We start from the raw sequence: 26248 nt of genomic DNA on the forward strand, positions 1-26248 counted from the left end.
CTCAGTACACGCGCAGTGCAACGTAAGCTCCAGGAGGTTAGTTACTTTACGGTGGTCTACTTGAATGGCTGCTGAACACTACGTTCAGAGTCGTGGCGGAGCAGTGAAGAACATGTGAAAAATTTGCGAGGTCCGGCGTGTGTTAACTAAAACGGCTATTTGATAAACAAACTCAAATACCCGTTTTGTTTGTTTTAAACACTTAACAACAACGCCGGGCAAGGCGAAGCTGCGAATATTGGTCAACATCGTCGCGCCGCCCCTTGCAGCCCTGACATCAGCACTGGAGTCATTGAACCGGATGGACCTCAAGCAAAGCCTCGCCAATCGGATTGTGATTGTGTTCGCCTTGATGAGCGCGGTGGTGGCCGGTGTCTTCGCGATGGGCATTGTGGCCACGGTGCATGTCGTCGAGCACAAGTTGACCATGACCGCCCTCAGCGGTGGACTGCGCCGCTTGTTGGCGATGGACGACATCAATCAATGGCGCCACGAGCCGGAAAAGAGCGAACTGTTTTTTTTCGAGAACGGACCGGGGCCCATGGCACTGACGCCGCAATTGGCAGCACTGCCCCAGGGGTTTCAGGAGATCACCTTCAACGGTGACGATTTCTACGCGATGGTCGAGGCGGTCGGCGGACGCAAGTATGTGCTGCTGCGCAATCAGGAAAGCTTCGAACAGCGCGAGCACCTGCTGTTCGTGGTTGTAATAGTCGGGTTCATCCTCAGCGTCATGCTGGCCGTCGCGCTCGGCAGGCTGCTGGCGCGGCAGGTCATGGCGCCGGTGATTCGCCTGGCGGGGCAGGTGCGGCATCGTGATCAGTTGATCGCGTTGGCGCCGGCCCTGCATCCGGACTACGCCGATGATGAAGTAGGGGAGCTGGCCCTGTCTTTCGACCAGACACTCGGCCGGTTACGCGAAACCCTGAATCGGGAAAAGCTCTTCACCAGCGACGTCAGCCACGAACTGCGCACGCCGTTGATGGTTCTGGCCAGCTCGTGCGAGCTGTTGCTGGCCAACCCTTCGCTGGATCAGCGTTCCACTCAGCAGGTCAAACGCATTGCCCGGGCCAGCGTTGAAATGCGCCAACTGGTCGAAACTTTCTTGATGCTGGCGCGCAAGCCGGAAGAGCTTGGTACCGAATCCACCTGCACACTCAAATCGATCGCCGATGCCCAGGTGGAAATCTGGGGGCGACTGATTCGTGAAAAGGGTCTGGAATTCATCTACGAGCCGCAACTGGCGGGCACCACGCGTTATGACCTGACATTCTTGCAGTCGGTCATGGGCAATCTGCTGCGCAATGCCTGGCACTACACCGATCAGGGCTTTGTAAGGTTGACCCTGCTCAAGGACAGCTTCGTGGTCGAGGACAGCGGCATCGGTATTCCGGAAGAGAAACGTCACGCGATGTTCCAGCCATTCGTGCGCGGTGACGAGCAGCGCGGTGAAGGCCTTGGGCTGGGATTGTCGCTGGTGCAGCGGATCTGCAGCCATCAGCGCTGGCAGGTTCAGTTGGTGACTCGCGAACCCAACGGCTGCCGTTTCACCGTCACGCTGTCGGCGGCTCAGGAGGCCGAAGGGCAGGCGCGAGAATTACCCGCCGCTTGATTGATCAATGCTGCCAGGCGTTTGACGTTGTTCTGTTGCGCGGCCACCAGGTCGTCGATGCTCGGGCCGGACGGAGTTTGCAAGGTTGAATGGCAGGTCAGCAGAGCATTGTCCGCCGCACCGCTGGGACGCAGGCGCCATTTGACGTCGATCAGTCCGTACTGGCCGGGGATCGAGTCGAAACGCTGCACATCGATGCGCACCGAGACGTTGCCGCGACTGCCGGTATTGCTGAGTTGATCGTTCAAGGCACTGCGCAGCTCATCCGCCAGACTCGCCCCCCACCACTGGGTTTCCAGAATCGCCAGGCCATTGTTGCCCTGACGGATGACGATTTGCGGACGGTCAACTTGCGGCGGCACGCTAATCCCCTCGATCGGAATCTGCGCGCCCGAGCGGGACGCCGGCAGTTGCACCGGGGTCAGGGTGTGAAAGTTGATCGGCTCGCTGCGGCAGGCGCCCAGCAGCATGAACGCAGCGAGCACGGTGATCTTCAGCGGTAAAGCCATGGGGGAGCTCCTGTGCTCAATTGCGCGGCGGTCCTTTCAGATCCAGCGGCGCCGCGTTGTCGGGACGACCGCGAATCAGCGATTCCGGATGGCGACCGAGATAATCCGACAGCTCACGCAGCGAGCGCGACATGCGCCCGAGCTCGTCGAGGGTCTCGGTGAGTTTCTCGCGCTGTGGCGAATCTTCGGCCAGGGTCGAGCTGGCGGACTGCAAGGTCTTGCTGACGTCGGCCAGGGTGGTCTGCACGCTTGGCAGGGTTTTCGCGTTGAACTGGGTCAGGCCTTTGCGCAGCTCGACGAGGTTGCTGTCGAGGTTGCCGGCAATCCGTTCGACCGGCAGTTTGTTGAGCTTGTCGACCACGGCTTCGAGTTTTTCCTGCAACTGTTCGAGGCTGCCGGGCACGGTTGGCAAGACCACCGGCCGAGCCGTCGCGTCGAAGGCGACTTTCTCGGCTTTCGGGAAGAAATCCAGCGCAATGTACAGTTGCCCGGTCAGCAGGTTGCCGCTGCGGGCCTGGGCGCGCAGACCATTGTCGACGAAGGTGCCAAGCAGGCGAATGCCGGCGGCTTCGTCGTCGGGATCGTGCTTGAATTCGGTGAGCATTTTTTTGTAGGCCTGACCGAGGCGCTGCGGGTAAATGACGATGCCGACGTTCAGCGGGAAGCTGCGTTTTTTAGCGTCGAAATCGAGATTGATGCCGACCACCCGGCCAATTTCCATGCCGAGAAATTCCACCGGCGCATCGACCTTGAGCCCGCGCAAGGACTGCTCGAAACGCAGCACCATGTATTGCGCTTTGCCATTGGGCGGGGCGAGGGCGGTCTGCTGATCGGCGAACAGTTCGAAATCCTTGTCGTCGGCGGCGGCAACGTCGTTGGGGCTGTAATCCGGGGCGCGGAAGGCAATGCCGCCGACCAGCATGGTCGACAGCGATTCGGTCTTCACCGCAAAGCCGTTGGCGCCGACATTGATGTCGATGCCGCTGGCGTTCCAGAATCGGGTGTTTTCGGTGACGAACGCGTCGTTCGGCGAATGGATGAACACCTCGATGTCCACGCCTTTGCCCTCGGGATTGAGGGTGTAGGTCACCACCTGACCGACCGGAATCTTGCGGTAGTAAACCGGCGAACCAATGTCCAGCGAACCGAGATCCGGCGCATGCAGCATGAAGCGCTTGCCCGGTTCGCCGTAAGTGATCGGCGGCGGATTCTCCAGGCCCTTGAAGTGTTTGGCGCGGCTGTCGGACTGTCCGATGTCGGCGCCGATGTAGTCGCCGGAGAGCAGGGTGTCGATGCCCGACACACCACCAGCGCCGATGCGCGGGCGCACGACCCAGAAGTGCGAGTCTTCGCGGGTAAAGGTTTCGGCCTGCTTGGCCAGTTTGATCGTGGCGTCGACGCTCTTCTGATCGCCGCTCAACTCGACGTCAGTCACCTGACCGATTACCACATTGCGGTATTTGACCTCGGTCTTGTTGGCGGTCAGGCCGCTGCCGGTCTTGAAGTTGACGACGATGGTCGGGCCTTCCTGCATCAGGTTGTGCACCACCAGCGAAATACCGACCAGCACCGCGACGATCGGCACGATCCACACCAGTGAAATACCGAAGCGACGCGTCTTGATCGGCGCTTGGCCCGGTGCTCGTGGCTCATCGGCGGCTGACGACTTCATCCATGTCCTCCTCGGTTTTGTGGATGCTGAGCGTCAGGAACGCAAAAGCACTTCATCAATATAGAAGTGCTTGGCGATAGAGCAAATAAGCGAGGAGATGGTTACGTGGTAGATGCGCTCAGCCGAGGATTTCACGCAGGCGATACCAGAACATGCCCAGTGCCAGCAGCGGCGAACGCAGGGCCGGGCCGCCGGGGAAGGTCATGTGCGGCACCGCGCTGAACACATCCATGCCCTGACTGTGGCCGGCGTGAATCGCTTCGCCCAGCAGCTTGGCGCACCAATGGGTGACGTTGAGGCCGTGCCCGGAGTAACCCTGAGCGTAGAACACGTTCGGCTGCTGCTGGAGCCGGCCGACCTGCGGGAAGCGGTTGGCGGTGATGCCGATCTTGCCGCCCCATTGATAGTCGATGCGCACGTCCGCCAATTGCGGGAAAACCTTGAGCATCTTCGGGCGCATGTAGGCGGCGATATCCGCCGGATCGCGCCCGGAATAATGACAGGCGCCGCCGAACAGCAGGCGTCGATCCGCCGAGAGCCGGTAGTAATCGAGGCCGACTTTCTGGTCGCACAACGCGAGGTTTTGCGGGATCAAATGCGCGGCACGCTCCTCGGACAGCGGCTCGGTGGCGATGATGTAACTGCCGGCGGGCAGGACCTTGCCGCTGAGTTGCTGTTCGAGTTCATCCAGATGCGCGTTGCAACCGAGCACCAGACTGCCGGCGCGAACGCTGCCGGTGGCGCAGCGCACTTCAACGGTTTCGCCATGAATGATCTGCAGCACCGGGCTTTGCTCGAAGATTCGCACACCGAGGGACGCCGCCAGACGCGCTTCGCCTTGCACCAGATCAAGCGGGTGCAGATGGCCGGAGCCCATGTCGATCAGACCACCCGCGTAGATGTCGGCGTTGACCACTTGCTGACGGATCAGCTCCGGGTCGACCAGACGGGTTTCATGTCGATAGCCAAGTTCGTCGAGGCTGATCTGTTCGTCCTTGAACGCCGCGAACTGCGCCGGGGTGTTGGCCAGCTCGCAGAAGCCCCAACGCAGGTCGCACTCGATGGCGTGCTCGGTGATGCGCTGGCGCACCAGTTCCACCGAGTCGATCCCGGCGCGCTGCAAGTAACGCACGCCGTCATTGCCGACATAGCGGGCAAAGCCTTCGACCTCGTGACCGATGCCGCGGATCAACTGACCGCCGTTGCGCCCGCTGGCGCCCCAGCCAATGCGTCGGGCTTCAATCAACACCACCGACAGCCCGCGCTGCGCCAGTTCAATCGCGGTGTTGACCCCGGTGAAGCCGCCGCCGATCACGCAGACATCGGCGGTGAGGTCACCGTCGAGTGCCGGCCAGGGCGTACTGGCCCGGGCCGAAGCCGCGTAATAGGAGCGGGCGTGTTCTTTGCTGTACTGATTCATTTGTTCGACTTCACTTTGCTCCAGGACCGGGTCATCAGACGCATGATCGACTGGGGCGGGGTAGAGGAGATGTAGAGCTTGTCCAGCACCGCCTGCGACGGGTAGACCTCGGGATTGTTCACCAGCGCCTGATCCATGTACTGCTTGGCGGCCGGGTTCGGGTTGGCGTAACCGACCGAAGCGCTGACCTTGGCAATCACTTGCGGATCGAGCAGGTAATTGATGAAGGCGTGGGCTTCCTTGGTGTTGCTGGCGTCGGCCGGGATCGCCAGCAAATCGAACCACAGGTTGGCGCCTTCCTTGGGAATCGCATAAGCGATGTTCACCCCGTTCTTGGCTTCCTTGGCGCGGTTGGCCGCCTGGAATACGTCGCCGGAGTAACCGAAGGCTACGCAGATATCGCCATTGGCCAGATCGGAAACGTATTTCGAGGAGTGGAAATAGGTGATGTACGGGCGAATGCTCAGCAGTTTCGCTTCGGCCTTTTTATAGTCTTCCGGGTTTTCGCTGCGTGGGTCCATGCCCATGTAGTTGAGGATCGCCGGGAACACTTCGTCCGCCGAGTCCATCATCGACACGCCGCACTGGGTGAGTTTCTTCAGATTCTCTGGCTCGAACAGCACGGCCCAGGAGTCGATGTGATCGATGCCGAGCACAGCCTTGACCTTGTCGACGTTGTAGCCGATGCCGTTGGTGCCCCACAGGTACGGCACCGAGTGCTGGTTGCCCGGGTCGTTCTTCTCGAGTAGTTCAAGCAGCTTGGGATCGAGATTCTTCCAGTTTGGTAGCTGCTCGCGATCGAGTTTGAGGAACGCCCCGGCCTTCACCTGACGCGCGAGGAAGTGGTTGGATGGCACCACCACGTCGTAGCCGGTACGGCCGGCGAGCAGCTTGCCTTCCAGGGTTTCGTTGGAGTCGAAAACGTCGTAGATCACCTTGATCCCGGTCTTGGCCTGGAAGTCGGCGAGGGTGGTTTCACCGATGTAGTCGGTCCAGTTGTAGACGCTGACCTGTGGCTGGGCCAGGGCTGCGGTGCTGCACAACAGCGCCAGTGCGGCGGGAACCATGGATTTCAATAGACGCATATCGACACCTCTTCGAATTTTTTGGATTTTTCAGGTGGTTCGCTAATTCCTGTGGGAGGGGGCTTGCTCCCGAAGAGGCCGGCACATTCAACATTTTCTGTGACTGACAGACCGCTTTCGGGAGCAAGCCCCCTCCCACAAAAGCCCATCCCACAAAGGTGAAGGGACTTTGTGGGATGGATCAGACGCTCAGCAGCAGGAACTCGCGCTCCCAGGAGCTGATCACGCGCTTGAAGTTTTCATGCTCGGCGCGTTTGACCGCGACGTAGCCGCGTACGAACTTCTTGCCCAGGTAACGCGCAACGGTGTCGCATTCTTCCATTTGCGTCAGCGCGTCTTCGATGGTGATCGGCAGGCGCAGGTTACGGCGTTCGTAGGCGCGGCCCTCGACGGCGGCACTCGGTTCGATGCCTTCGACCATGCCAATGTAGCCACACAGCAGGCTCGCGGCGATCGCCAGATACGGGTTGGCATCGGCGCCCGGCAGGCGGTTTTCCACGCGCATGGCTTCCGGCCCGGAGGTCGGCACACGCAGGCCGACGGTGCGGTTTTCTTCGCCCCACTCGACGTTGACCGGTGCCGAAGTGTCCGGCAGGAAGCGGCGGAACGAGTTCACGTTCGGCGCGAACATCGGCAGGACTTTCGGGATGTACTTCTGCAGGCCGCCGATGTGATGGCGAAACAGCTCGCTCATTGTGCCGTCGGCATTGGCGAAGATCGGCTTGCCGGTGGCGATCTCCACGACGCTCTGGTGCAGGTGCATGGCGCTGCCGGGTTCGTCGCCAATCGGCTTGGCCATGAACGTGGCAGTGACGTTGTGCTTGAGCGCCGCTTCGCGCAGGGTGCGTTTGAACACGGTGATCTGGTCGGCCAGATCCAGTGCGTCGCCGTGACGGAAGTTGATTTCCATCTGGGCCGGGCCGTCTTCGTGGATCAGTGTGTCCAGATCCAGACCTTGCAGCTCGCACCAGTCGTAGACGTCTTCGAACAGCGGATCGAATTCGTTGGCGGCGTCGATCGAGAACGATTGCCGACCGCTTTCAGCCCGGCCCGAACGCCCCAGCGGCGCCTTGAGTGGCAGGTCCGGGTCTTCGCAGCGCTGGGTCAGGTAGAACTCCATTTCCGGCGCCACGATCGGCTTCCAGCCCTTGTCGGTGTACAGCTGCAGGACTTTCTTCAGCACGTTGCGCGGCGACAGCTCGATCGGGTTGCCGAACTTGTCGAAGGTGTCGTGGATGACGATGGCGGTCGGCTCGATTGCCCATGGAATCACATACACGGCGTCGCTCACCGGTTTGCAGACCATGTCGATGTCGGCCGGGTCGAGCAGGTCGTAGTAGATGTCGTCGTCGACAAAATCCCCGGTTACCGTTTGCAGCAGCACACTTTCCGGCAGGCGCATGCCTCGCTCATGCAGGAACTTGTTGGTCGGTGCGATCTTGCCGCGGGCGATGCCGGTCAGGTCGCTGACCACACATTCAACTTCGGTAATCTTGTGATCTTTCAGCCACGTGAACAGCTGATCGAAAGGGGCATTCATAAAGACCTCGTTATTGGTTTTATAGACGCCGGGGAGGGCGGGTTTCATCTTCCGCCCCTTCCCCTGTGGCGCGTTGACGACTATCTTGGGCGTGCCTTGCCGTTCCATCTATCCACTTTAAGCAGCACCAAAGCGCACCAAAAGAGTGCGCAAGGTCTCCCATGACAACGTGTAATCCGCTACAGGTTCAGGCTTTCAATACCGCTGATGTCAGCGAACAGATCCGCGCCACGCCGGGTTGGGTCCAGCATTACCAGCAGATGTCTCCCGGACATTTCGCCGGGCAGATCCGCTATCTGGACCTGGAGGGTGTGCAGGTCTACGAAGAACAGATGAACACTCGCGTCGAGCAGACGTTCAGCGCGCCATCGGGGGCCTTGGCCTTCTGTTTCGATCGCAGCGACAACGCGCTGTATCTGCTCAACGAAGACAGCCGCAACATCTGGATCACCCCGGAGAACTACCAGGAAATTGCCGTGGTGTTCGGCCCGGAATTCGTCCGTCAGCACGGTCTGGAGGTGGCGAGACTCGAAGGATTGTTCATGGCGCCGCTTAACTGCGGGCAGAACGCCTTGTTCAGTCGCTGGTTAAGCTCAACTCTCACGAAGTTGTCGCAAGCTGTTGATCCGTTTGATAAAGACTCCCTGACTCAGCAGTTACTCGAAGACTGCCTGTTCATCCTCGACAACGCACACACCCGTCTTGATCGCGGCGGATTACAGCGGCGTAGCGAAGAACGGATGATCATGAAGCGAGTAGGGGAGTGGGCGGCAGATTCGCCGGAAGACACCGTCAATCTGCTCGAACTGTCGAAGGTCGCAGGGGTGCCGTTGCGGCAATTACAGCAGGCGTTCAAGGCCTACACCGGGATGACCCCGAGTCACTGGCTGCGCCTGCGCCGGCTGAACAGTGCACACCGCGAATTGCTCAAGCGCCGGCCCACGGAAACCACCGTGGCCGAGGTGGCGATGCGCTGGTCGTTCTGGCACCTGGGGCGGTTTTCCAGCAGTTATCGGGCTCTGTTCAAAGAGCTGCCGAGCGAGACGCTGAAACGCTAGAGATTGCCGTCACGGGCAAAAAGATCTTTGTGTCCCAAGCGAAGTTAAATAGAATCAGTCTCATTTGAATCTAACTTCGCGCAGGGTCTCTTGAGATGATTGAAGCCGCCACGCCATCTGAGCAGAGCCTGCACGCGCTGTACCGCGATCACCGAGGCTGGCTGGAAACCTGGCTGCGTCGACGCATGGGCAATGCGTGGGATGCGGCGGATCTGAGTCAGGACACCTTTTTGCGTGTGCTGTGCAGCGCGCAACCGATTGCCGACATGCGCGAGCCACGCGCGTATCTGCTGACCGTAGGCAAACGCCTGTTGAGCAACTTCTACAGCCGCCGCAGTCTGGAAAAAGCCTACCTCGAAGCCCTCGCGCAACTCCCGGAGGAGTGCGTGCCGTCGCCCGAGCAGCGTTGGCTGCTGCTGGAAACCCTGCAAGCACTGGATGAGTTACTCGATGGTTTGCCGCGAGCAGTGCGTCGGGCGTTTTTATGGAGTCAGCTTGAAGGCCTCGGTTACCGCGAAATCGCCGAGCGCTTGCAGGTGTCCGAGCGCACCGTCAAACGTTACATGGCACAGGCCTACGAGCATTGTCTGCTGGTGGAGCTTTGATGCGCGTAGCCCCCAGCGATGAAGCCCGCGAAGTCGCCCGCGCCGCCGCGCAATGGCTGGCGTTGATTGAGTCCGGCGAAGCGGGCGCTGACGATCATGCGCAATTGCAGGCCTGGCGTAACAGCGATAGCCGACATGAAAACGCGTGGCAGAAAATTCAGCGCTTGCGCGAACGGTTTTCCGCACTGCCTTCTGCGCTGGCCATGGCTACGCTGGATCGTCCGGATGCTGCGCGTCGGGCCGCGCTGAAACGCGCGCTCGGCATCGCGGCATTGGTGCCGGCGGCCTGGCTGATCAGTCGGCAACTGCCGCTGGACGTCTGGCGCGCTGATTTGCAGACGGGCACCGGTGAACGCAAAAAAATGCCGCTCGCCGATGGCAGTTCGTTGCAGCTCAATACCGACAGCGCCGTCAATGTGGATCTTGCCGGCGGTCAACTGACGCTGCTGCGTGGAGAGATGGCCCTTGATGTACCAGGCAACTCAGCCCTGATCATCAACGTGCCGTACGGGCGGATCATCGTCAGTCACAGTGAGATTTGCGTGCGTCTCAATGAGCGTGACTGCAATGTGTCGGTGGTCCGTGGCTCGGTGCAGTTGCAACCGTCAAGCGGGCCGGCGCTGATCCTCGATCAGGGCCAGCAGATCAGGCTGCTGGCTTCTGGCGCGGGTTCTGTCCGGGTGTTTGATGTCTCGATGCCGAGCTGGCGCGACGGTGTACTGATGGCGCAGAACCAGCCGCTGGGGGATTTTCTGCGCGAATTGAGCCGTTACCGCCCAGGCGTTTTGCGCTGGGACCCGGAGCTGGAGGCGTTGCGCATCACCGGCAGTTTTCGCCTGGATAACACCGATCAAGTGCTCTCGCTGTTGGCGGCCAGCCTGCCGATCGACGTGCAGAAACGCACGCGCTTTTGGGTCTCTGTCGTTCCGCGAAAACCCTCTCAGTCTAAAAAAACAGCCTGATACCTGTCCCTTTTTTTCGCCTCGCTGGTCATTCCAGGCAAGTGAATCCAATCGAGAGCTTGTTCCTATGCCTGCAGTATTTCCAGGTCGTGTACGCCCGTTGTTGCAGTTGAGCCTTCTGCTGAGCCTGAGTGCCAGCCCCCTGTTGATCCCCAGCAGTTGGGCGGAAAGCGCCGACCGCCGCGCTTATCAGGTGCCTGCCGGCAGCCTGGGTGCGGCGCTGACCCGTTTTGCCGGACTGGCCGGGGTCAATCTGTCGGTAGATCCGGCCTTGGTCAGCGGGCGCAACAGCAATGGTCTGTCGGGTGAGTTTGGCGTGGAGGAGGGCTTCACCCGGTTGTTGCTGGGGTCCGGTCTACAGCTGCAACCGGCGGGCGACCGCGCTTACACAGTTATTCCTGCGCCGGACGGCGGCAGTCTGGAACTGGCACCCACTTCGATTCTTGGATCGACGGGTAGCACGGATTCCGAGGTTTTTGCCGGTGGCCAGGTAGCGCGCCGTGGTTCGCAAGGACTGCTGGGTTCCAGGGATTTCATGGAGACCCCGTTCAGCATGACCACCTACACCAGCGAAACGGTGAAAAACCAGCAGGCTCGCACTCTGGGCGATCTGATCGCTAGCGATCCCTCGGTGCGTGCGACGAACCCGGCAGGCGGCCGTTATGAGCAATTCACCATCCGCGGTTTCAGCCTGTTCAACAGTGATGTTTCCTACAACGGGCTCTACGGGGTTTTGCCCACTTATACGATCGACATGGAAATGGCCGAGCGCGTCGACATCCTCAAGGGCCCGAGCCAACTGATCAACGGGATTTCGCCGCGGGGCAGTGTAGGAGGGGGGATCAACGTGGTGCCCAAGCGCGCCGGCGATCAGCCGAATACATCGCTGACGGCCAGTTACGCCTCGAACAATCAGCTCGGCGGCGCCGTCGATATCGGCCGTCGTTTTGGTGAGGACAACCAGTTCGGCCTGCGTTTCAACGGCGTCAAACAATCGGGTGACACTGAATGGGATCACCAGAGCGTCGATCGCGACATGGCAGTGCTGGGCCTGGATTTTCGCGGTGAGCGCCTGCGGCTTTCCACCGATATCGGTCACACCGAGCGCGATACCGATGCACCGCAAGAACGTGTGCAGGTCGGTGCAAACGCGAAAGTTCCGGATGCTGATGATGTGCGCGACAACTACGCGCAACCCTGGAGCCAGGCGCGGACCAAAGATACGTTTGGCACGCTCAATGGCGAGTTCGACGTCAGCGATTCGGTCATGTTGTATGGCGGCGTCGGCGCCCGTAAAAGTAATCACGATTTCCTTCGGCATGCGGTGTCGGTGACCAACGACGCCGGCGACTTCAGCGTTCAACCGCGGGACTTCACCCGTGACGAAAATGTCCGGACTGCCACGGCGGGTGTGCGCAACTGGTTCCATACCGGTTCAGTCAGCCACGAGGTCAATCTGGCGGCCAGCTACTTCTACATGGATTTCGAAAATGGCGGCGCGCGGTATGCGGCGGGGCGCAGCAATCTGTATGACCCGGTGGAAACCGCAAAGCCGCGCACGCCAACACGCTACGACGCCAGGGTCTACACGGAAAGCCGCTTCAGCGGCGTCGCACTGTCCGATACGCTGGGGTTCTTCGATGATCGCCTGCAGCTGACCCTTGGCGCCCGTTGGCAAAGGGTTCAAGTCGACGACTGGAGCGATGATGTGAAGGGCGACACCGCTTATGACGAAGAAAAACTCTCGCCATCGGGCGGCATTCTGTTCAAGGCGACGGAAAAGTTGTCGCTCTACGCCAACTACATGGAAGGCCTCAGCCAAGGGAAAATTGCGCCATCGACGTCGATCAACGAGGATGAAATCTTCCCGCCTTTTATCAGCCGACAAGTCGAAGTCGGGGCCAAATATGACGCGGGTTCGTATGCGCTTACAGCGTCTGTGTTCCGGATCAAACAGCCTGCTTATGAAACCAACGCCTCGACACGAGTCTTCGGCCCGAACGGCAAACGACAGAACGATGGTGTGGAATTGAGTGTGTTCGGCGAGCCGTTCAAAGGGTTCCGATTGCTCGGCGGCGTGATGTACATCGACAGCGAACTGACCCAGACCACCAATGGAACCTTTGACGGTAACCGCGCGCCCGCGACACCCAAATACAACGTCAATCTCGGCGTAGAGTGGGATGTACCCAATATGCAGGGGCTGACGCTGACAGGCCGTGGAATCTATTCGAGTTCGCAGTATCTGGATCAGTCCAACCAGAAGGAAATCGACTCATGGGAGCGGTTCGACGTGGGGACGCGTTACGCCTTTAAACTGGACGACAAGACCATCACCGTACGCGCCAATGTCGAAAACGTATTGGATAAACACTACTGGAGTTCGGCGGGCGCATCAGATGACAGCGAACCCGGTTTGACGCTTTCGACGCCGAGGACTTATCTGCTATCAGCAACGGTGGATTTCTGATTTGCCTTGTTAAACAAGTGCGCGCTTAAAAGTAGGGTAAAATCTTCGAAATTCAGCGATCTACTGTTAACTACACTAAATAGCCGTTTAGTAGAGCTATCGTAAAATACGCCGCCATCCACCGGAGCAGACCATGTCTCAACGCACAGTAAACGCACAGGCCTTGATTCAGGCGCTGGATCTGCAATCTCACGTGGAAGGCGGTTATTTTCGCAGAACCTATCAGGCCGATCATAGAGAGATGCTCGATACCGTCGGTGGCCCACGGTACCTGATGACATCGATTTACTACCTGTTGACCGAGCAATCACCAGTGGGCCAGTTTCATTTCAATCATTCCGACATTGTGCATTTTTTCCATCTGGGCGATCCCATCGAGTACAGCATGATCCATGCTGACGGCTCGCTGGAAACGCTGGTAATGGGCAACGACATTCTGGCGGGACAGCATCTGCAAATGCACGTGCCTGGCGGAATCTGGAAAGCTTCGCGACTGCTCGAGGGAGAACATGGATTTGGATTGATCAGCGAGGCCGTGTCGCCGGGATTTGATTTTGCGGATATGGAGATGGGTGATCGACGAAAACTGATTGCGCAATTTCCACAGCACCGGATGCTTATTGAAAAACTGACGCGAGATGCTGATTGAAGGTCGCCAATTGCAGGCAAGGCTGAGGTTTTGAAAAGAGGACTCAGGGTAAAACTCTGGATTGAAATCTGGCGTGCAACCGGGCTAACCCTGAAACATCTTGTTACGTGTAATGTATATTATGTTAAACAACGTATTACGCTACGCGCCTTCCTGCACCAACGTCTGTCTCACTCCAACAATCTCGCGACTGAGGCAATCGCGATATAAAGAGACGTTGCTTCGAAAAGCGCTTAACAGATTGATTTTACTGGGCATTACGAAAAATGTAGTGCAGGCCTCACCAACTGTTGCAACGTAATTATGAGACTACCGTGTAGCCGGCAGTTGGCCTGTAAGCCTTTATTTGCGAGGGTTTCAGCCTATTCCATCATTTTGTTACTAGCTCAGAGTCTATCAATCAATCGTGAGACAACGTCGCGTATCCACGTTTGCGCAATTAAGATAAATTCCAATAAAAACAATAAGTTATCTATATTTCGAAGAAATCGCGAGACATAACCCGCAGCGCTTTTGGTGAAGATTTGACGAGACACTTCTGGGCCCGAACGCTCTGGCGGCATAGGCAGAATTCCGCGCCAATCCACCGCTCGGATTGCTGAAGATCAAGCCTGACGCGAGTTTTCCTAAAATATTTTTTGGAAAAACTGGGCTGAGAACTGCTCTGCACTAGACCCATCCTAGAGCTATGGTTTTGGCTTCCCGGCACGAAATCGTGAGATATCACCAGTGGACTTACACCCCTGGCTACCCGCCACCCAGAAATTCCGGGTATTGGCGGGAGTGTGAAGTTTTCACGATATTTAGCCGTGCCAACGACGGGGAACGGAATTATGAGACTAAAACGAATTTTTTAACGCAATTACGAGGAATAATCAGAAGGTGCGCGCAGTAATGACGAGACAGCATGGCGGGCTCATACGTACATCAGTGCCACCGGCTCGATACCTGAAGAATAATTGGGAGAGAAGTACTGTCTATTTAACGAAATCTTGAGATAAGCCCAGAAGGTTTGGGAGGTAATGAGTCATAGTTGCGCGATAGATACGCGCGAGATACCATCGGGCTTTCTTAAGCCAAAGTTGCATGAGAGGAGAGACTAATTATGGATAATAGGTCTCCAACTTCCGATTACTGTCATAACTGGAAGTCTCTAAACAGCATTAACTAACGTCTCTGGTGGTCATTAATGTCTCGTTCGCCGAAACCCTTATTTGATACGTACGAGTCCTTCCTTGATCAGGACTTCCGTTATAGCGAGCCCACCACTCCAAGCGTGAAAGCTTACCTTGCGTCATTTCCCCCTACGCTAGAGGCTCCGCGCGGCTACCTGGCCGTGCGTTCGTTCCTGCGGGCTTTTTCCGACAATGCTCAAACCTTCAGCTCGTATCGCATACATATTGAGCGCTTGCTGCTGTGGTCATTGTTGATTAACCAGAAGCCGCTGAATCAACTTAAGCGCCAGGACGCCCTGGATTATTTGAGTTTTTGTCGTAACCCGCCTCGAGACTGGATTGGGCCTGTCACGCGTAGCCGTTTCGTGAAGAATAACGACGCGCAGAGCGCGCTCGAGGAACCTGTTATTCCTAACCCTAACTGGCGTCCATTCAACATCAAATCATCGAAGCCACTGACCGGCTCCGATGGTCAAGAGCAAGTTGTAATGGGGAGCACATATAACGCAGCTAACGGTACGATTAATCAAGTTTTCTCGATTTGCAGTCGCTTCTTCGAATTCATGGTTGAAGATGGTTATGCTGTGGCAAACCCTTTCCGGATGATCAAAAAGTCCGGCCGTAACAGCGATAATGTTCAAGACGAGGGTGTTACGCGCGCGTTGACGCCGTTGCAATGGAGCTACGTGCTTGAAACAGCTGAAAAGATGGCGGAGTCCGAACCTGCCCGGTATGAGCGTACACTGTTTATACTTTCAACATTGTTTGCCATGTATCTGCGCGTGTCAGATGTTGTCGGGCGACACAACTGGAAGCCCTCTATGGGGGACTTCCGCCAAGATCCTGAGGGCAACTGGTGGTATCACGCCGTGGGCAAAGGTAACAAGGTTGGAAAAATTGCCGTCAGGGATGAATATATAGATCTCTATCTGAAGCGCTATCGTCGGTTTTTGGGGCTGCCGGAACTTCCGGAGATCGGCGAGACCACACCCTTGATCAAGACCCTCAGAGGACGCTCTGGTCTGTCGGATCGACAGGTACGCGCCCTCCTCCAGGTTGTCTTCGATAAGGCTCTTGAAAGTATGCGCATCGAGGGGCGTGCGGTTCACGAGATGGAAAGCTTAAAGGTCGCTTCTCTTCACTGGTTACGCCATACATCTGCGACCTTCGACGCGCCCTTGCGGAGCGCCAAAGACCTGCAGATTGATCTGCGTCATAGCAATCTCAGCACTACCCAGAACACGTACTACCACTCACACGATCAGGAGCGTGCGCACTCAATCAAGCGCCTAGGTTTACGCGATCGTGGGTAAACGTCTTTAGCTCCAGACGTGCCGATAGTACGTTCCCTCGCTGGGTATCTTCATTCGAGATCGCACGCAGCCTGCTCTTCAGAAATATCTGGGATGTCGACTGGATCTACGGGGGCCAAGTGCTGAGCCAGCATCCGCAGCTTACCGAGCAACTCGTCAAAGGTGACGACCTCGACGTCCTTGCAGGCGTTGCGGATGCAGTACCTGGGTAATCAGCGCCACTGAGTTGCAGGTTGGGCAAATAGAACCACATCCCGCACCGGCCCCCAGCCCGCCCCATCCAAATGGGCCCCCAGCATCCCAACAGCCCTGAGTCCATCTTGACCACACTTGAGCGCCCTGCTCCTCTCAGCTACGGCACCCAAACCGGCAGTTTCGAGTTACCAGGTTTGTCGATGATGATCGCTAAGCTTTGCTTGGCCCGTGTAGCAGCAACATAAAAGGCAGCCGCTGACGTTGACTCCAGATAGGTCTGTTTCTGAATAAAGGCCTTGATTGGCGCGGTAGGCATGATCAGCACGCGCTCGAATGTGGCACCTTTCGACAATTTGAAATTCATGAAATCCAACGCAAACTCCTTGCCAGAAGCTATGGTGCTGCGCAGGCACTGAGGTCGGTATTGCTCAACGTATTGATGAACGTGCTTGGAATGCACTAAGTACACGCCATCATGTTCAGACACCGCGTGGTTCTCTGACGTGGTTCCTGGGAAGCCCCATGACGCATCAAAAATGGTGTCAGAGAACGTCGCGATTTCAGTTCGGCAGCGGTAAGTCGTGGTCGCATAGTCAATGCTAAGCAGCCCTACTTTTTCGCGCACAAGAAACCATTCAAGCGCACCTGCGTACCCATACTGTTTGTTTTTCTGTCCCCTCGGGTTTGTCGAGAGCACCGCCTGGCGCACGTCACCAACCATGCGGACGTCGATCCTCGACTCAAGTAATTCATGGACGATTTCCCAATCGTAGCCACTGAGATCTTGTACCTCGTCGATCAGAATCTCGTCGTAGATAGACTCCAGTCGTCGTAACAACATGGGTGTGGCTGCCATCAACTCGCGTGCGAGACGGCCGAGCTCGCATGCGTAGATCTGGTTGCTACCATCCATAAATCTCTGTTTGCCGTTCGCGTACATGCTTGGGCGACCTTCGAAGTTGAAGCCCCCTACCCGCTCCCTTGGGAATTTGAATGGCAGGAACGGTTTTGCAAAGTGGCGAAGCAAGAATGTGTACCAGCCTAGAACTTCGATGTTGTGGCGATCGCCGGCTTGGGAGCCTAGGCGATGGATCAGTTCCTGCTGATTCGTCTGGGTGAACGTGACAATGAGCACACGCCGATCGGTAGGCAACTCTTTGCAGTGATCGACCAAGCCTTGAGTTTTTCTACCACCAGCGACAGCCAAGGTCAGAAGGTTAGGCATTGTGGATGAACTCCGCCGCATCCTTCATGTATCCAGGCGGGGTGAGCACCTGATCCGACTCAACCAGTCGAATTGCCCCTTCTGTCTTCTCGCGCGCCATCCAGGTCAATAGAGTTGCTCCCGCGGTGATGCCGAGCATTTTGCGCAACTGAGGCTCGCCGTTCGCCGTAATAAGCTGGGGTTCCAGCGTGGTACCGTCAGCAACGGTGCCGATGAACAGCTCTCTGCGCTTCACGTCCAGCCACTTTAGAACCGGAGCACGTAGGTCGATTGGGTCAACGCCGTCGTTGTCGCGCATCACGGCTACTGGCTTGTTGATCGCTGCGCAAAGCTCAAGGCATCGCGCCAGTGCCAGTCCACGCATGCTGATGACATCTATCCCGTGGGCCATCGGGCGTGCGCCGAAGCAATCGTTGTAGACACGTTCGAATATGATTTCGTCGGATGGCCCCTCGACCAAGACGACTTTTTTCGCTAGCACTAAGCGGAGGGTGTCGTAGCCAGGCAGCTTCTGAAAGTAGCTCACTGTATCCGGATCAAGTTCTGTGATTTTGGACGCACTGTTGCGGTGAAGAAGCAGCAATGCATCGAGGCCGAGCCGGTTCAACACGTAGGTGCTGTGAGTCGAAATGAAAAGCTGCAGCTCTTCCGTCGCCAGATCTTCAATGCGATTGAGTAGGGTTGTCAGACTGGTGTGAGATAAATGGTTTTCAGGCTCCTCGATCATCACGATGTTCGCCTTCGAGGAATGACGCTTCATCGCGAGAGAGATCTTGATAGCAGCCTGTTGCCCCTGGCCTGCCATCGCGAACGGGAGCCCGTCGACATGTGGAGTAACCACGCTTTCCCAAGACGTACGAGATGTCTGATCCATTGCCAGCGCCATAGGCTCTGACTGTAGCGCGGCGCCCAGACCGGAAAGTCGCTTGTTCACCGGCGCCAGCGCACCATCAGTCATGGATGCTTTGATGCCGCGGTAGTCCAGCGAGATCTGTGCTTTCTCGGATGTTTCCAAGTGGTCGCTAAGGATCTGGCGGAGATGGTAATCAACGCCGGCGGCGGATTTGACCGTGCGAGAATCGATGGTGGCCACCGAGAGCGCCCGTGGCCGTCGTGTGAGTTCTCTATCAGCGAAGGAGCGCCATTCGTAGGTGTAATACTCGACGGGGAGCAGCACGGATGGGGCTTTCAGCCATTCATCCAGCTCATCCTGATACTCCTCATTGGGGGCAATAGAAAGAACGATTCCAGGGCAGGCGTTCGTTGGGACGTCCGCGTTAACGGCGCCGAGCAACACCTGGAGTTCCAGTGTGTCTTGCAGGTAAAGCTCAATCAGGATTTCCGGGAGTTTAGGCTTCTTTCCCGCATTCCTGAGAGCAAGAAATTCAGCCACCATCTCGGTGTTGAACCAGTGAGGGTTCAGCTCCTCCAGGATCCCCCGCCCACCGATCCGTCCGTTAAGCGCCAGCGAGATCGCCTCCATCAGCGTGGACTTGCCGGCGTCATTGTCACCGACCAGGATGTTCACGCCCGGGTTGGGCTTCAGGAGGAAATCTTTGTAGATGCGGTACCCACGGATGCGGATTTTGGTGATCACGTTCGACGTTCCTTGGCAGAGGTTCCGCTAGATGGCGCTTTGATGGCCGCTTTGCTTGATGCTATAAGCGAACTGGTTCGTTGTCGACTCAGCCATATTTTGGTGCGCCCTCCTGCTTCTACTTGATTACCGGGCAGTCGAGAACGCCCGATAATGCACTGCGCGAGCAACTCAGCCACTGTTCCCCTCCGAGAGGTAACAATCTCGCCGTTCGTTTTAAAGCACCGTCCATTCGCCTGCGACTGACGTTCTGACCCGTTACTAGGAGCCCGCCACACATATGGAAATTGAAGCGCTCAGCACCTATGCCAAGGGCGACCGATTCGAGGAGCAAGTCTTTGAGTTCCTGTCTCGTGAGATCAATGAGGGTCGCTTCTATGCGTTCCGATCTGAGTGCTGCAAAATTTTCAGGAAGAAGGGCTACTACTCGCGTGACCGAGAAGACTTCATCATTTTTGACATTTCTGTCGAAGTATTCCTACCTGGTTTCGAAACTCCATCGTTGCTTGTGCTCATCGAATGCAAGAACTACAGCGGCAAAGTGCCTGTGGGAGACATCGAAGAGTTTGGTTCAAAGATACGTCAAGTGGCCGGCTTCAATGCCAAGGGTGTTTTTGCATCCTCCAGTGCGTTTCAGTCCGGCACGTTCAACATCGCTCGGAACCGAGGCTTCGGTGTCTTGCGTTACTTTGATCAATCTGAGTTTCGATGGGAGCTTCCTCGCGCCCTGCTAACCGGGGCGCGTAGCGCTAGAGCCCGTAAGCGCGCAGAGATCGAATACGCCCTAACCCAGGTGGATTTTCGGCCTACCGTTTATAGCGCCTATGCCGTAACTCCCGCCGGCTTTACGGATGGTTGGGAAGGCATCTGGAAAGGCCTCGACCTTGAGAGTGCTTTTGAAGAGAACGACTTAAGTCTGATTCGTCAGCCCACGCTTATCGCAACACCCAGGGTCGCATTCATTTCGCGGGACAGAATAGATCGCTTGGCGCAGCAGGCTTTGAAATCCATTTCATACATTCGGGGAACGGTCGATCTTACCAAGCTAGTGTCCAGCGAAGCTGGTGTCAGTGGACTGTCCGTGAGCTTCATTGAGGGCTCGGGGTCGGCCCTCGGCAGTATCACGTTCAGCCCGCTTGAGATCAAAATCTTCGCGGCAGATAGCCAATCCCACTTGGCCCGATTCACCCTCGCCCATGAGTTGGGACATCACTTTCTAAATCACAAGCGCTACATGACACGAGAAGCCATCCGAGTGCAGGACATTGACCAGAGCCAACTCATCACTATTCCTAAGGGGGAAGCCGAGCGGCTGGAGTGGCAAGCAAATACTTTCGCTTCGTGTCTTTTGATGCCCACAGAAGAATTCCAGACCGCTTTTGGTTTGTTACTACAGCATCTTGGCATCCGGAACCGCGGCCACGGCCCTCTGTACCTAGACAGTCAGAAGGACAACGTCATCCAGTTTCATGCTGTGTGCAATTCCCTGAGCAATTATTTTAACGTTTCGAAGACAGCGATCCGTTTGCGCATGCGGGTATTGGGATTGCTGGTAGAGGTTTGTCGGCAAGATTGATTGGTCTGCATCTGCCTGGAAGTCTGTGTCGCATCGTCGGCGGGTGCTTAGTCGCCGTGTTTAGACGCCGGCTGAGCTGAGTGGCGCCCAAAGACCGTGGAGCCTTGGGAACACCAGATTTAATGGATAAGGTGATCAAACGCATTGCAGTTTCGCAATCATTCGAACAGTACGTAGAGGCTGCCATTTGTGCAGTGCGAGGCCTGGTTTATCGGTCGGAAGCCTCAGTCATCAACGAGAAGCGTGAGGACTCGAACAGAGTCAACCGGCCCCGTGTATCAGACCGATCAGTTGTCTAGCATTGAATTCGAGAGTCATTGCCACCTCACCCACTGGCACGTCCCATGCCTGAGCCAGCAGCTCAGCCGTTTGGCCTGAGCTCCACGGCATGACTGTGGCACCATTGACCTGGGCGAACGGCCCGTCGCTTTCAGGAACCACGCGATCACGAGGCAGCTTCTTGGCAAGCGCCTTACCAGATGCCGAGTTGAACGCTGCCGGCCCGACGCTGAACCAGCATCCCATATCTGAGGCGGACTTAAGCTCAGCAGCTGTACCCGTAAACCAATGAAGAACTGCTGTACCAAAACCCGGGTGGTCATCGAGAATCGCCAGCACGTCTCTCACGGCCTGGCGCGAGTGAATGCTAAGCACGCGCCCACCGACGCTGGCGCATTGCGCGACCACAGCAGTGAACACTTCACGCTGAGCGTCGAAGCTGTGCTTGAACCGTTTGGAACCATCCAATCCCACCTCACCGACAGCAGATATGTACTTGATCTGCTCAATCAGAGTGTCGAGCTCAGCGTAACGCTCATGGACGATTTCCGGATGCAGTCCCGGCGTAATGAGCACATTTTCATGACCGCCAAGCACTTTGCTGGTGGCGGAAAATGCACGGGGGCTGGTGGTGACCAGCCAGGTGAACATGTTCCTCTCCAACGCTTGCGCGAAGACCTCCCGTGCATTGGGATAGAGGTCGAGATGGCAGTGAAAATCCATCAAAGCAATCCGTCTCCGGTCAAAAGTGCCTCCAGCTCATGGATGCCATTGGTAAGCACAGATCGATACTGAGGTCGTTCAGGAATAGGGGCAAACGCTAGTGATGCTCCCAGGAACCTGTCGATACCCCTATCTCGCGCCGTAAGTACCGCCAATGCTACAGCCATTGGATCATCTGGCCCGCTGGATTTGTCGCTGCCTACCAACCTTGGGAAGACGTAGCGGGTTGCATCGGCCCCCGATGTCCAGGCACCGAAAGCAGCCCTGCGAATCATACAAGGCACGCAGCGACCGCAGTGAGTTCGATTGTACGTACGGAATCGCCCGCAGCTGGTCGTGTCGGACGCTAGCGCTTGTAGGCGCGGCTGATCAAGGCACTCATTCATCATCTGCCCTTTGGTCTTGAACCGGTAGGGCAAGTCCAGCTGCACCGAGACGCCAATACCGTCGAGAACCTGCTGCAGTTTGTTGATGAACAGAGGGTGAGTCGTGCGAGTACTCAGGCTCGATACTCGCCCAGGAACCAGTGGAGGGTTCACACAAATGAATCCGTTTTCTGGGATGTAAATTGTCGGGCGCGCGGCACCGAGCCTGGACGCGGCCAGCACGGCAAAGGCATAGAACGCCAGTGAACGACCACGCGTCGACGGTTCACGCGGGCCTTTGAAGCTGATTCCATGACTCCACTGATAGTGGGCATCAGCACCACCTAGCAGGGTTGCATAGCGACGCTGGCGTTCAGAGTCCTCGTGAGCCAGCTGAGAAACAAACAGAGGCCGCCGACCCCGGGCCACGAGATCCAGGCCACCGATAAGGCTGTCGAGGCCACCAGATAACAAGGAAACGCAATCTTGATCCTTGGCGGTAAAGCGTCCTTGAGGGGGTGGCAGGCCTGCATCCGTGAAGATCAGAGTCCAATAGTCCCCGGTCAGCACCCTCAGCAGTTGCTCAAGCTCCACCTTCCACGGATCCCATCGCAATGGCTCATGAAGCCCAACACTCAGCTCGATTGTACGAGTCCAGCCATCAGCACTTTTACTGCGCATCGCGCAAAGGTCGGTCGCACAGACGGCCAAGCAGAACTGAACGAAGTCCCAAGCCGCAGGGGTTGGGCGGAACCCTTTGCGCTTCAGGGAACCGTGCCAACTCTTGGCGATGGTACCGACACCCTCACGCCTGGCGCTTCTGAAATAGGTGAAGGCGCGCTCCCCTTCGGCGAGTTGTGCGGGAAGACGAGCAACGCTGGTACAAATGACCTTGATCATTCTGCAAATACCTCCAGCGCGGTCTGCAGCACACGATGCGCAAGGGTCTGGGGATCGATTCTCTGCGCCGCAAGACCTTCCATGATTCGCTGCACCTCTCCGTGAACCCATTGCTTGATGTCATTACGAAACGCCTGGATCTCGACTGGCGAATACTTAAGCTTTTCATAAGTCTGGCCCAGCTGCAGATCCATCCGGTTGCAGACTTCGTTGGCGATCGTGAACCCAATTACCGCCGTGATCTGCTGATCATCAAGCTGAAAAATATCGACATTGGGATCCTGCTCGTACAGCTGCGCTAACGCATCGGCGGCGGCGTTTCTCAATGACTCATCGTCGACACTGCCGGTGTCCGGCATGACTTCCTTGATGAGCTCCAGAGCAAGATCGCTGGCTGAAAGGTTCTGGCCGCGAACCCTCTGAATCCAGTCGACTACATGAGGATCGGTGCCGGCCCTGACCGCTTCGAGAAACGATCCCAGTCGGCCGGCGCCTTGAGCAACCCCACGCATGGTGTTGCTCGCGCGCCCTGCTCCACCCATACCCTTTTTGATCATGCTGCTGGCAGCGCCGCGAAGCGCGTCACGACCACCTCCAGACAAGTATTTGCCCATCTGTGAGCGGGCCGGCATAAACCTGCGATCTGGCGCAATGTCCTGATCTTGGGCGGGTTCTAAACCGGCCTCACCATTTTCAGGCGCATCCTGAGGAACACCCTCATCACCATCTGGAGCAACTTCCGGCGCTCCGCCATCTGGCGATGGGTCACCGGCAGCATCGCCCTGATCTAACCATTCCGGGTCAAACGGAGAACCCGCCTTTCCGCCACCACTTGATGTAGAGGTTCCCATCAGACTCCACTCCTTAGCGCTGCCTTGATTGCCCTTTTGGTATGGCCGCTCACGGCAGGATCATCTCCCCAAGATCTCAATACTTCCGCCGCCCAGGATTGGCCAGCAAGGGCGGGTATAATGCCTGGCCCCAATGCATCCAGAGGAGCAAGACTCAACAGCCCTGCTGCACGCCTTCCGAGCGCTGGATAAACCTTGCAGGGTTCGATCAGGATGATCATCTCGACGGTGGCTTTCCATGTCCGCGACGATGCAGTCGCCTGCCAGGCCTTCACCATCGCAAGCTCTGCCTGGTCGCTGTCGACGGCGGCAATAGCATTTGTCAGCGGTTCATTGGCGCTGGTGGCCACCTTCAAAACATCACGAAGAACACGCGCAGGGGGAGTCATGTTATCGTCGCCGAAATCGCGCGTCGCGGTATCTCGACTCAGGTGAAGCAGGGGGCGCAAGTCCGTCGCACCAAGCGCCGGCGCTAACTGCAGCCACTCTTTGATGAATGGCTCGTCAAAAGGCTTGGACAATGCTCCTCCATCGCGGGCGAGCTCCTCGGCCTGCAGCAACTCCGCCACTTGCCCGTCATTTTCAGAACTGACCATGGATGACAACGTGTCAGCCAGCTCCTCTTTGTAGCGCTCCAACAAATGCCACTTAGCCAATGCCGGAATGTCCAGGGTGATTCCTTGAGGTTGCGCCAAGGACTCCCGAAGATAGACAGTATTCAGAAAGCGCTTCATGAGTCGTGGATTCGCGCTGATGCTGGAGGACTTAAACATCAGCGTTGCCAACCCTTGCGCCAGTTCCATCAATGCCTGAAGACGTGTATCGGCTCCCACGAGTTCGTTGAGGAACGAAGACGTAATCGTCTCGCCGAGCCAGCTTCGGGCCAGGCGTTGTGGTATATCCAGCTTCGCCTGATCAAATTTGTCTTGTGGAAACATCCCCGACCTGGCCTCGCGTTCGAGCAGGAGCAGCACAAGGTATGCCTTGGCTTCGTTCACGCCGATACGGGGTACATGCAGGGGCACTTGGATCAACTTGTCAAAGTAGTTAGTGGCAATGTCGCTCGTGATGCCGGTGCCTTCGAAATGTTTCTTCACCGCCCCATGGATAAAGTCATTGTCGGCAGCGATCACGAAAGCCGTTCGCTTGAGGAATAAGAGCAGCCTGATGGATTCGAGGGTCGAAATCGCTGTCTCCGGTAAGCATCGATCCAAGTCGTCGACAAACACCACCAAGGTGATGCCAAGCTCTTCCAGCAGCTTTTCGAGTGCGGATCTGAAGGCATGAATTTCGTTAGGCAGCGACAGAGGCTTCGCCGGATTCAACAAACCATCGGCCTTGAGATCCAGCGACTCCCCTTCTTTCTTTTCTCCCCCCTCAGCCGCATCGCCGTCTGAGCTGAAGGCGCTCCAGAAACCTGAAACCTTTCCAATCGCCTTGCCGATCGTCCCGACGGGCACACCCGTGGTTATCGTGATCGCAGCCTCGCCCCCGAACTGGGCCAACCGCAGCAAGTTGATGCGTTTCAGGAGGTCGAGGGCTTTCTTCAGTAGCGTTTCATCGTCTTTGGCCAGCTTCAGCACTTCATCACCGACGATCTGCAGCAATGCACTTCGAGCGCTTTCGAAGTCTTGATACAGCCACGGGTTGAAGGTGATGACAACGTATCGGTGTTCGGGTTGGGCACCTGTGGTAGCAGGTTGTGACGGGGCTGCAGAAGCCACCGGGGTTTCGAGGCGGGCGGCGATCATTTTGACCAGAGAGGACTTACCCGCCCCCCAACCACCTGACACACCTATCGAAATCGGCTCGCCACGACTCTGCCGCAGAAGGCTGGCGCAGGCGTCAGCCACCACGCCGAAGTTCAGATAGTCGACCGTTGTCTCGTTGTCATGCCACATGGATTGAAGTCCGTTTCGGATTTTGTGCGAGGAACGCTTGGCCACTTAATGCTGCCGGCAGCAGCGCCTAAGCAGGGCTGAGAAAACGTCCGTGAATGAGTTGACTGCGCTGAGTTACGTCCAGTGGTGAGGCAGGCAGTGGGCCAACTCCCCTCGGGAGCTCCACAGCACGCAAATAGGATCCCAAAGATTCTAAGTCGCTTTGATGGCAACACGCCATACTAAAACCTGATGAATTCGGGCCGTCTACAGCCTCTCCATCACTCTAGATGCAGGCCGAGGCCAATGAATACGGCACTCAGTCGCACTTGGTTCGGTATGCAAATACACACCGTGTCGCAATTTCCCGTCCTGAGAGGGTCGCACAATCAAAAATCGGACAAAGATCTAATCCCGACGGTGGCAACGGATTTCCTGTGAACCCTCTCAATAATTAACAGATCAGAAATACAGCATTGTTAGCACTGATGGAATTTTGACCCAAGTTACCGGACTCGATTGACCCACCCTAATGCACTCTAAGCGATTGCCTTGCTTGATATCGCAGAGGCTGCAGACAGATCATT

General features: G+C 57.0%; 19 protein-coding genes. 8 read left to right on the top strand and 11 right to left on the bottom strand.

All coding sequences use genetic code 11. The features are described 5' to 3' along the window. Positions 1-301: 301 nt before the first annotated feature. Positions 302-1612, top strand: a complete 1311-nt coding sequence (locus tag AC3WMV_RS02580; protein WP_103367169.1) for a sensor histidine kinase — start codon at positions 302-304, stop codon at positions 1610-1612. On the opposite strand, the gene AC3WMV_RS02585 is transcribed toward AC3WMV_RS02580, so the two are convergent. From AC3WMV_RS02585 to AC3WMV_RS02605, 5 genes are all read right to left on the bottom strand, one after another. Beyond that, positions 1570-2121: a PqiC family protein gene (locus AC3WMV_RS02585; RefSeq protein WP_027611939.1), complete on the bottom strand. Its 552-nt coding sequence runs from the start codon at positions 2119-2121 to the stop codon at positions 1570-1572. The two genes, AC3WMV_RS02580 and AC3WMV_RS02585, sit on opposite strands and share 43 nt — an antisense overlap. A gap of 16 nt (positions 2122-2137) precedes the next feature. Continuing rightward, positions 2138-3793, bottom strand: coding sequence for a PqiB family protein (locus tag AC3WMV_RS02590; RefSeq protein WP_103367168.1), 1656 nt, complete (start codon positions 3791-3793; stop codon positions 2138-2140). Between the two features lie 118 nt (positions 3794-3911). Then, entirely contained in the window at positions 3912-5213 is a 1302-nt protein-coding gene (locus AC3WMV_RS02595; RefSeq protein WP_103367167.1) for an NAD(P)/FAD-dependent oxidoreductase, read from the bottom strand. Continuing rightward, on the bottom strand, positions 5210-6298 hold the full coding sequence (locus AC3WMV_RS02600) for a polyamine ABC transporter substrate-binding protein (protein WP_041063835.1): 1089 nt from the start codon (positions 6296-6298) through the stop codon (positions 5210-5212). The genes AC3WMV_RS02595 and AC3WMV_RS02600 overlap by 4 nt, the downstream gene beginning before the upstream one ends. A gap of 181 nt (positions 6299-6479) precedes the next feature. After that, positions 6480-7838: a glutamine synthetase family protein gene (locus AC3WMV_RS02605; RefSeq protein WP_103367166.1), complete on the bottom strand. Its 1359-nt coding sequence runs from the start codon at positions 7836-7838 to the stop codon at positions 6480-6482. Positions 7839-7999: 161 nt separating this feature from the next. Between AC3WMV_RS02605 and AC3WMV_RS02610 the strand changes: the two genes are divergently transcribed. From AC3WMV_RS02610 to AC3WMV_RS02635, 6 genes are all read left to right on the top strand, one after another. After that, positions 8000-8896, top strand: coding sequence for a helix-turn-helix domain-containing protein (locus AC3WMV_RS02610; protein ID WP_103367165.1), 897 nt, complete (start codon positions 8000-8002; stop codon positions 8894-8896). Positions 8897-8991: 95 nt separating this feature from the next. Beyond that, entirely contained in the window at positions 8992-9501 is a 510-nt protein-coding gene (locus AC3WMV_RS02615; RefSeq protein ID WP_095135832.1) for a sigma-70 family RNA polymerase sigma factor, read from the top strand. Next, entirely contained in the window at positions 9501-10463 is a 963-nt protein-coding gene (locus AC3WMV_RS02620) for a FecR domain-containing protein (RefSeq protein WP_103367164.1), read from the top strand. Before AC3WMV_RS02615 ends, AC3WMV_RS02620 begins: the two co-directional genes overlap by 1 nt. A 67-nt stretch (positions 10464-10530) precedes the next feature. After that, positions 10531-12933 (top strand): TonB-dependent receptor, encoded by a 2403-nt coding sequence (locus AC3WMV_RS02625; RefSeq protein WP_103367163.1) that lies wholly within the window; start codon positions 10531-10533, stop codon positions 12931-12933. A 133-nt stretch (positions 12934-13066) separates the two neighbouring features. Beyond that, positions 13067-13582, top strand: coding sequence for a cupin domain-containing protein (locus AC3WMV_RS02630; protein WP_027611930.1), 516 nt, complete (start codon positions 13067-13069; stop codon positions 13580-13582). A 1189-nt stretch (positions 13583-14771) separates the two neighbouring features. Further along, positions 14772-16070 carry a tyrosine-type recombinase/integrase gene (locus tag AC3WMV_RS02635; protein ID WP_103367162.1) on the top strand — a complete coding sequence of 433 codons (1299 nt, stop codon included), beginning with the start codon at positions 14772-14774 and terminating at the stop codon, positions 16068-16070. 352 nt (positions 16071-16422) lie between these two features. Here the strand turns inward: AC3WMV_RS02635 and AC3WMV_RS02640 are convergent, their stop codons facing one another. Next, positions 16423-17490: a UvrD-helicase domain-containing protein gene (locus AC3WMV_RS02640; RefSeq protein ID WP_103367161.1), complete on the bottom strand. Its 1068-nt coding sequence runs from the start codon at positions 17488-17490 to the stop codon at positions 16423-16425. Beyond that, positions 17483-19087, bottom strand: coding sequence for an ATP-dependent nuclease (locus AC3WMV_RS02645; RefSeq protein WP_103367160.1), 1605 nt, complete (start codon positions 19085-19087; stop codon positions 17483-17485). The genes AC3WMV_RS02640 and AC3WMV_RS02645 overlap by 8 nt, the downstream gene beginning before the upstream one ends. A gap of 280 nt (positions 19088-19367) precedes the next feature. Between AC3WMV_RS02645 and AC3WMV_RS02650 the strand changes: the two genes are divergently transcribed. Next, positions 19368-20663: an ImmA/IrrE family metallo-endopeptidase gene (locus AC3WMV_RS02650; RefSeq protein ID WP_103367159.1), complete on the top strand. Its 1296-nt coding sequence runs from the start codon at positions 19368-19370 to the stop codon at positions 20661-20663. Between the two features lie 261 nt (positions 20664-20924). On the opposite strand, the gene qatD is transcribed toward AC3WMV_RS02650, so the two are convergent. The 4 genes from qatD to AC3WMV_RS02670 are packed head-to-tail and all read right to left on the bottom strand — an operon-like array spanning position 20925 to position 25682. Next, complete coding sequence (gene qatD, locus AC3WMV_RS02655; RefSeq protein WP_103367158.1) at positions 20925-21665, bottom strand: Qat anti-phage system TatD family nuclease QatD; 741 nt, start codon at positions 21663-21665, stop codon at positions 20925-20927. Beyond that, complete coding sequence (qatC, locus tag AC3WMV_RS02660) at positions 21665-22930, bottom strand: Qat anti-phage system QueC-like protein QatC (RefSeq protein WP_103367157.1); 1266 nt, start codon at positions 22928-22930, stop codon at positions 21665-21667. Before qatC ends, qatD begins: the two co-directional genes overlap by 1 nt. Then, on the bottom strand, positions 22927-23781 hold the full coding sequence (locus AC3WMV_RS02665) for a Qat anti-phage system associated protein QatB (protein WP_103367156.1): 855 nt from the start codon (positions 23779-23781) through the stop codon (positions 22927-22929). Before AC3WMV_RS02665 ends, qatC begins: the two co-directional genes overlap by 4 nt. Further along, on the bottom strand, positions 23781-25682 hold the full coding sequence (locus AC3WMV_RS02670; protein ID WP_103367155.1) for a KAP family P-loop NTPase fold protein: 1902 nt from the start codon (positions 25680-25682) through the stop codon (positions 23781-23783). The genes AC3WMV_RS02665 and AC3WMV_RS02670 overlap by 1 nt, the downstream gene beginning before the upstream one ends. Positions 25683-26248: the final 566 nt, after the last annotated feature.

It is taken from the genome of Pseudomonas sp. FW305-3-2-15-E-TSA4 (assembly GCF_058787295.1).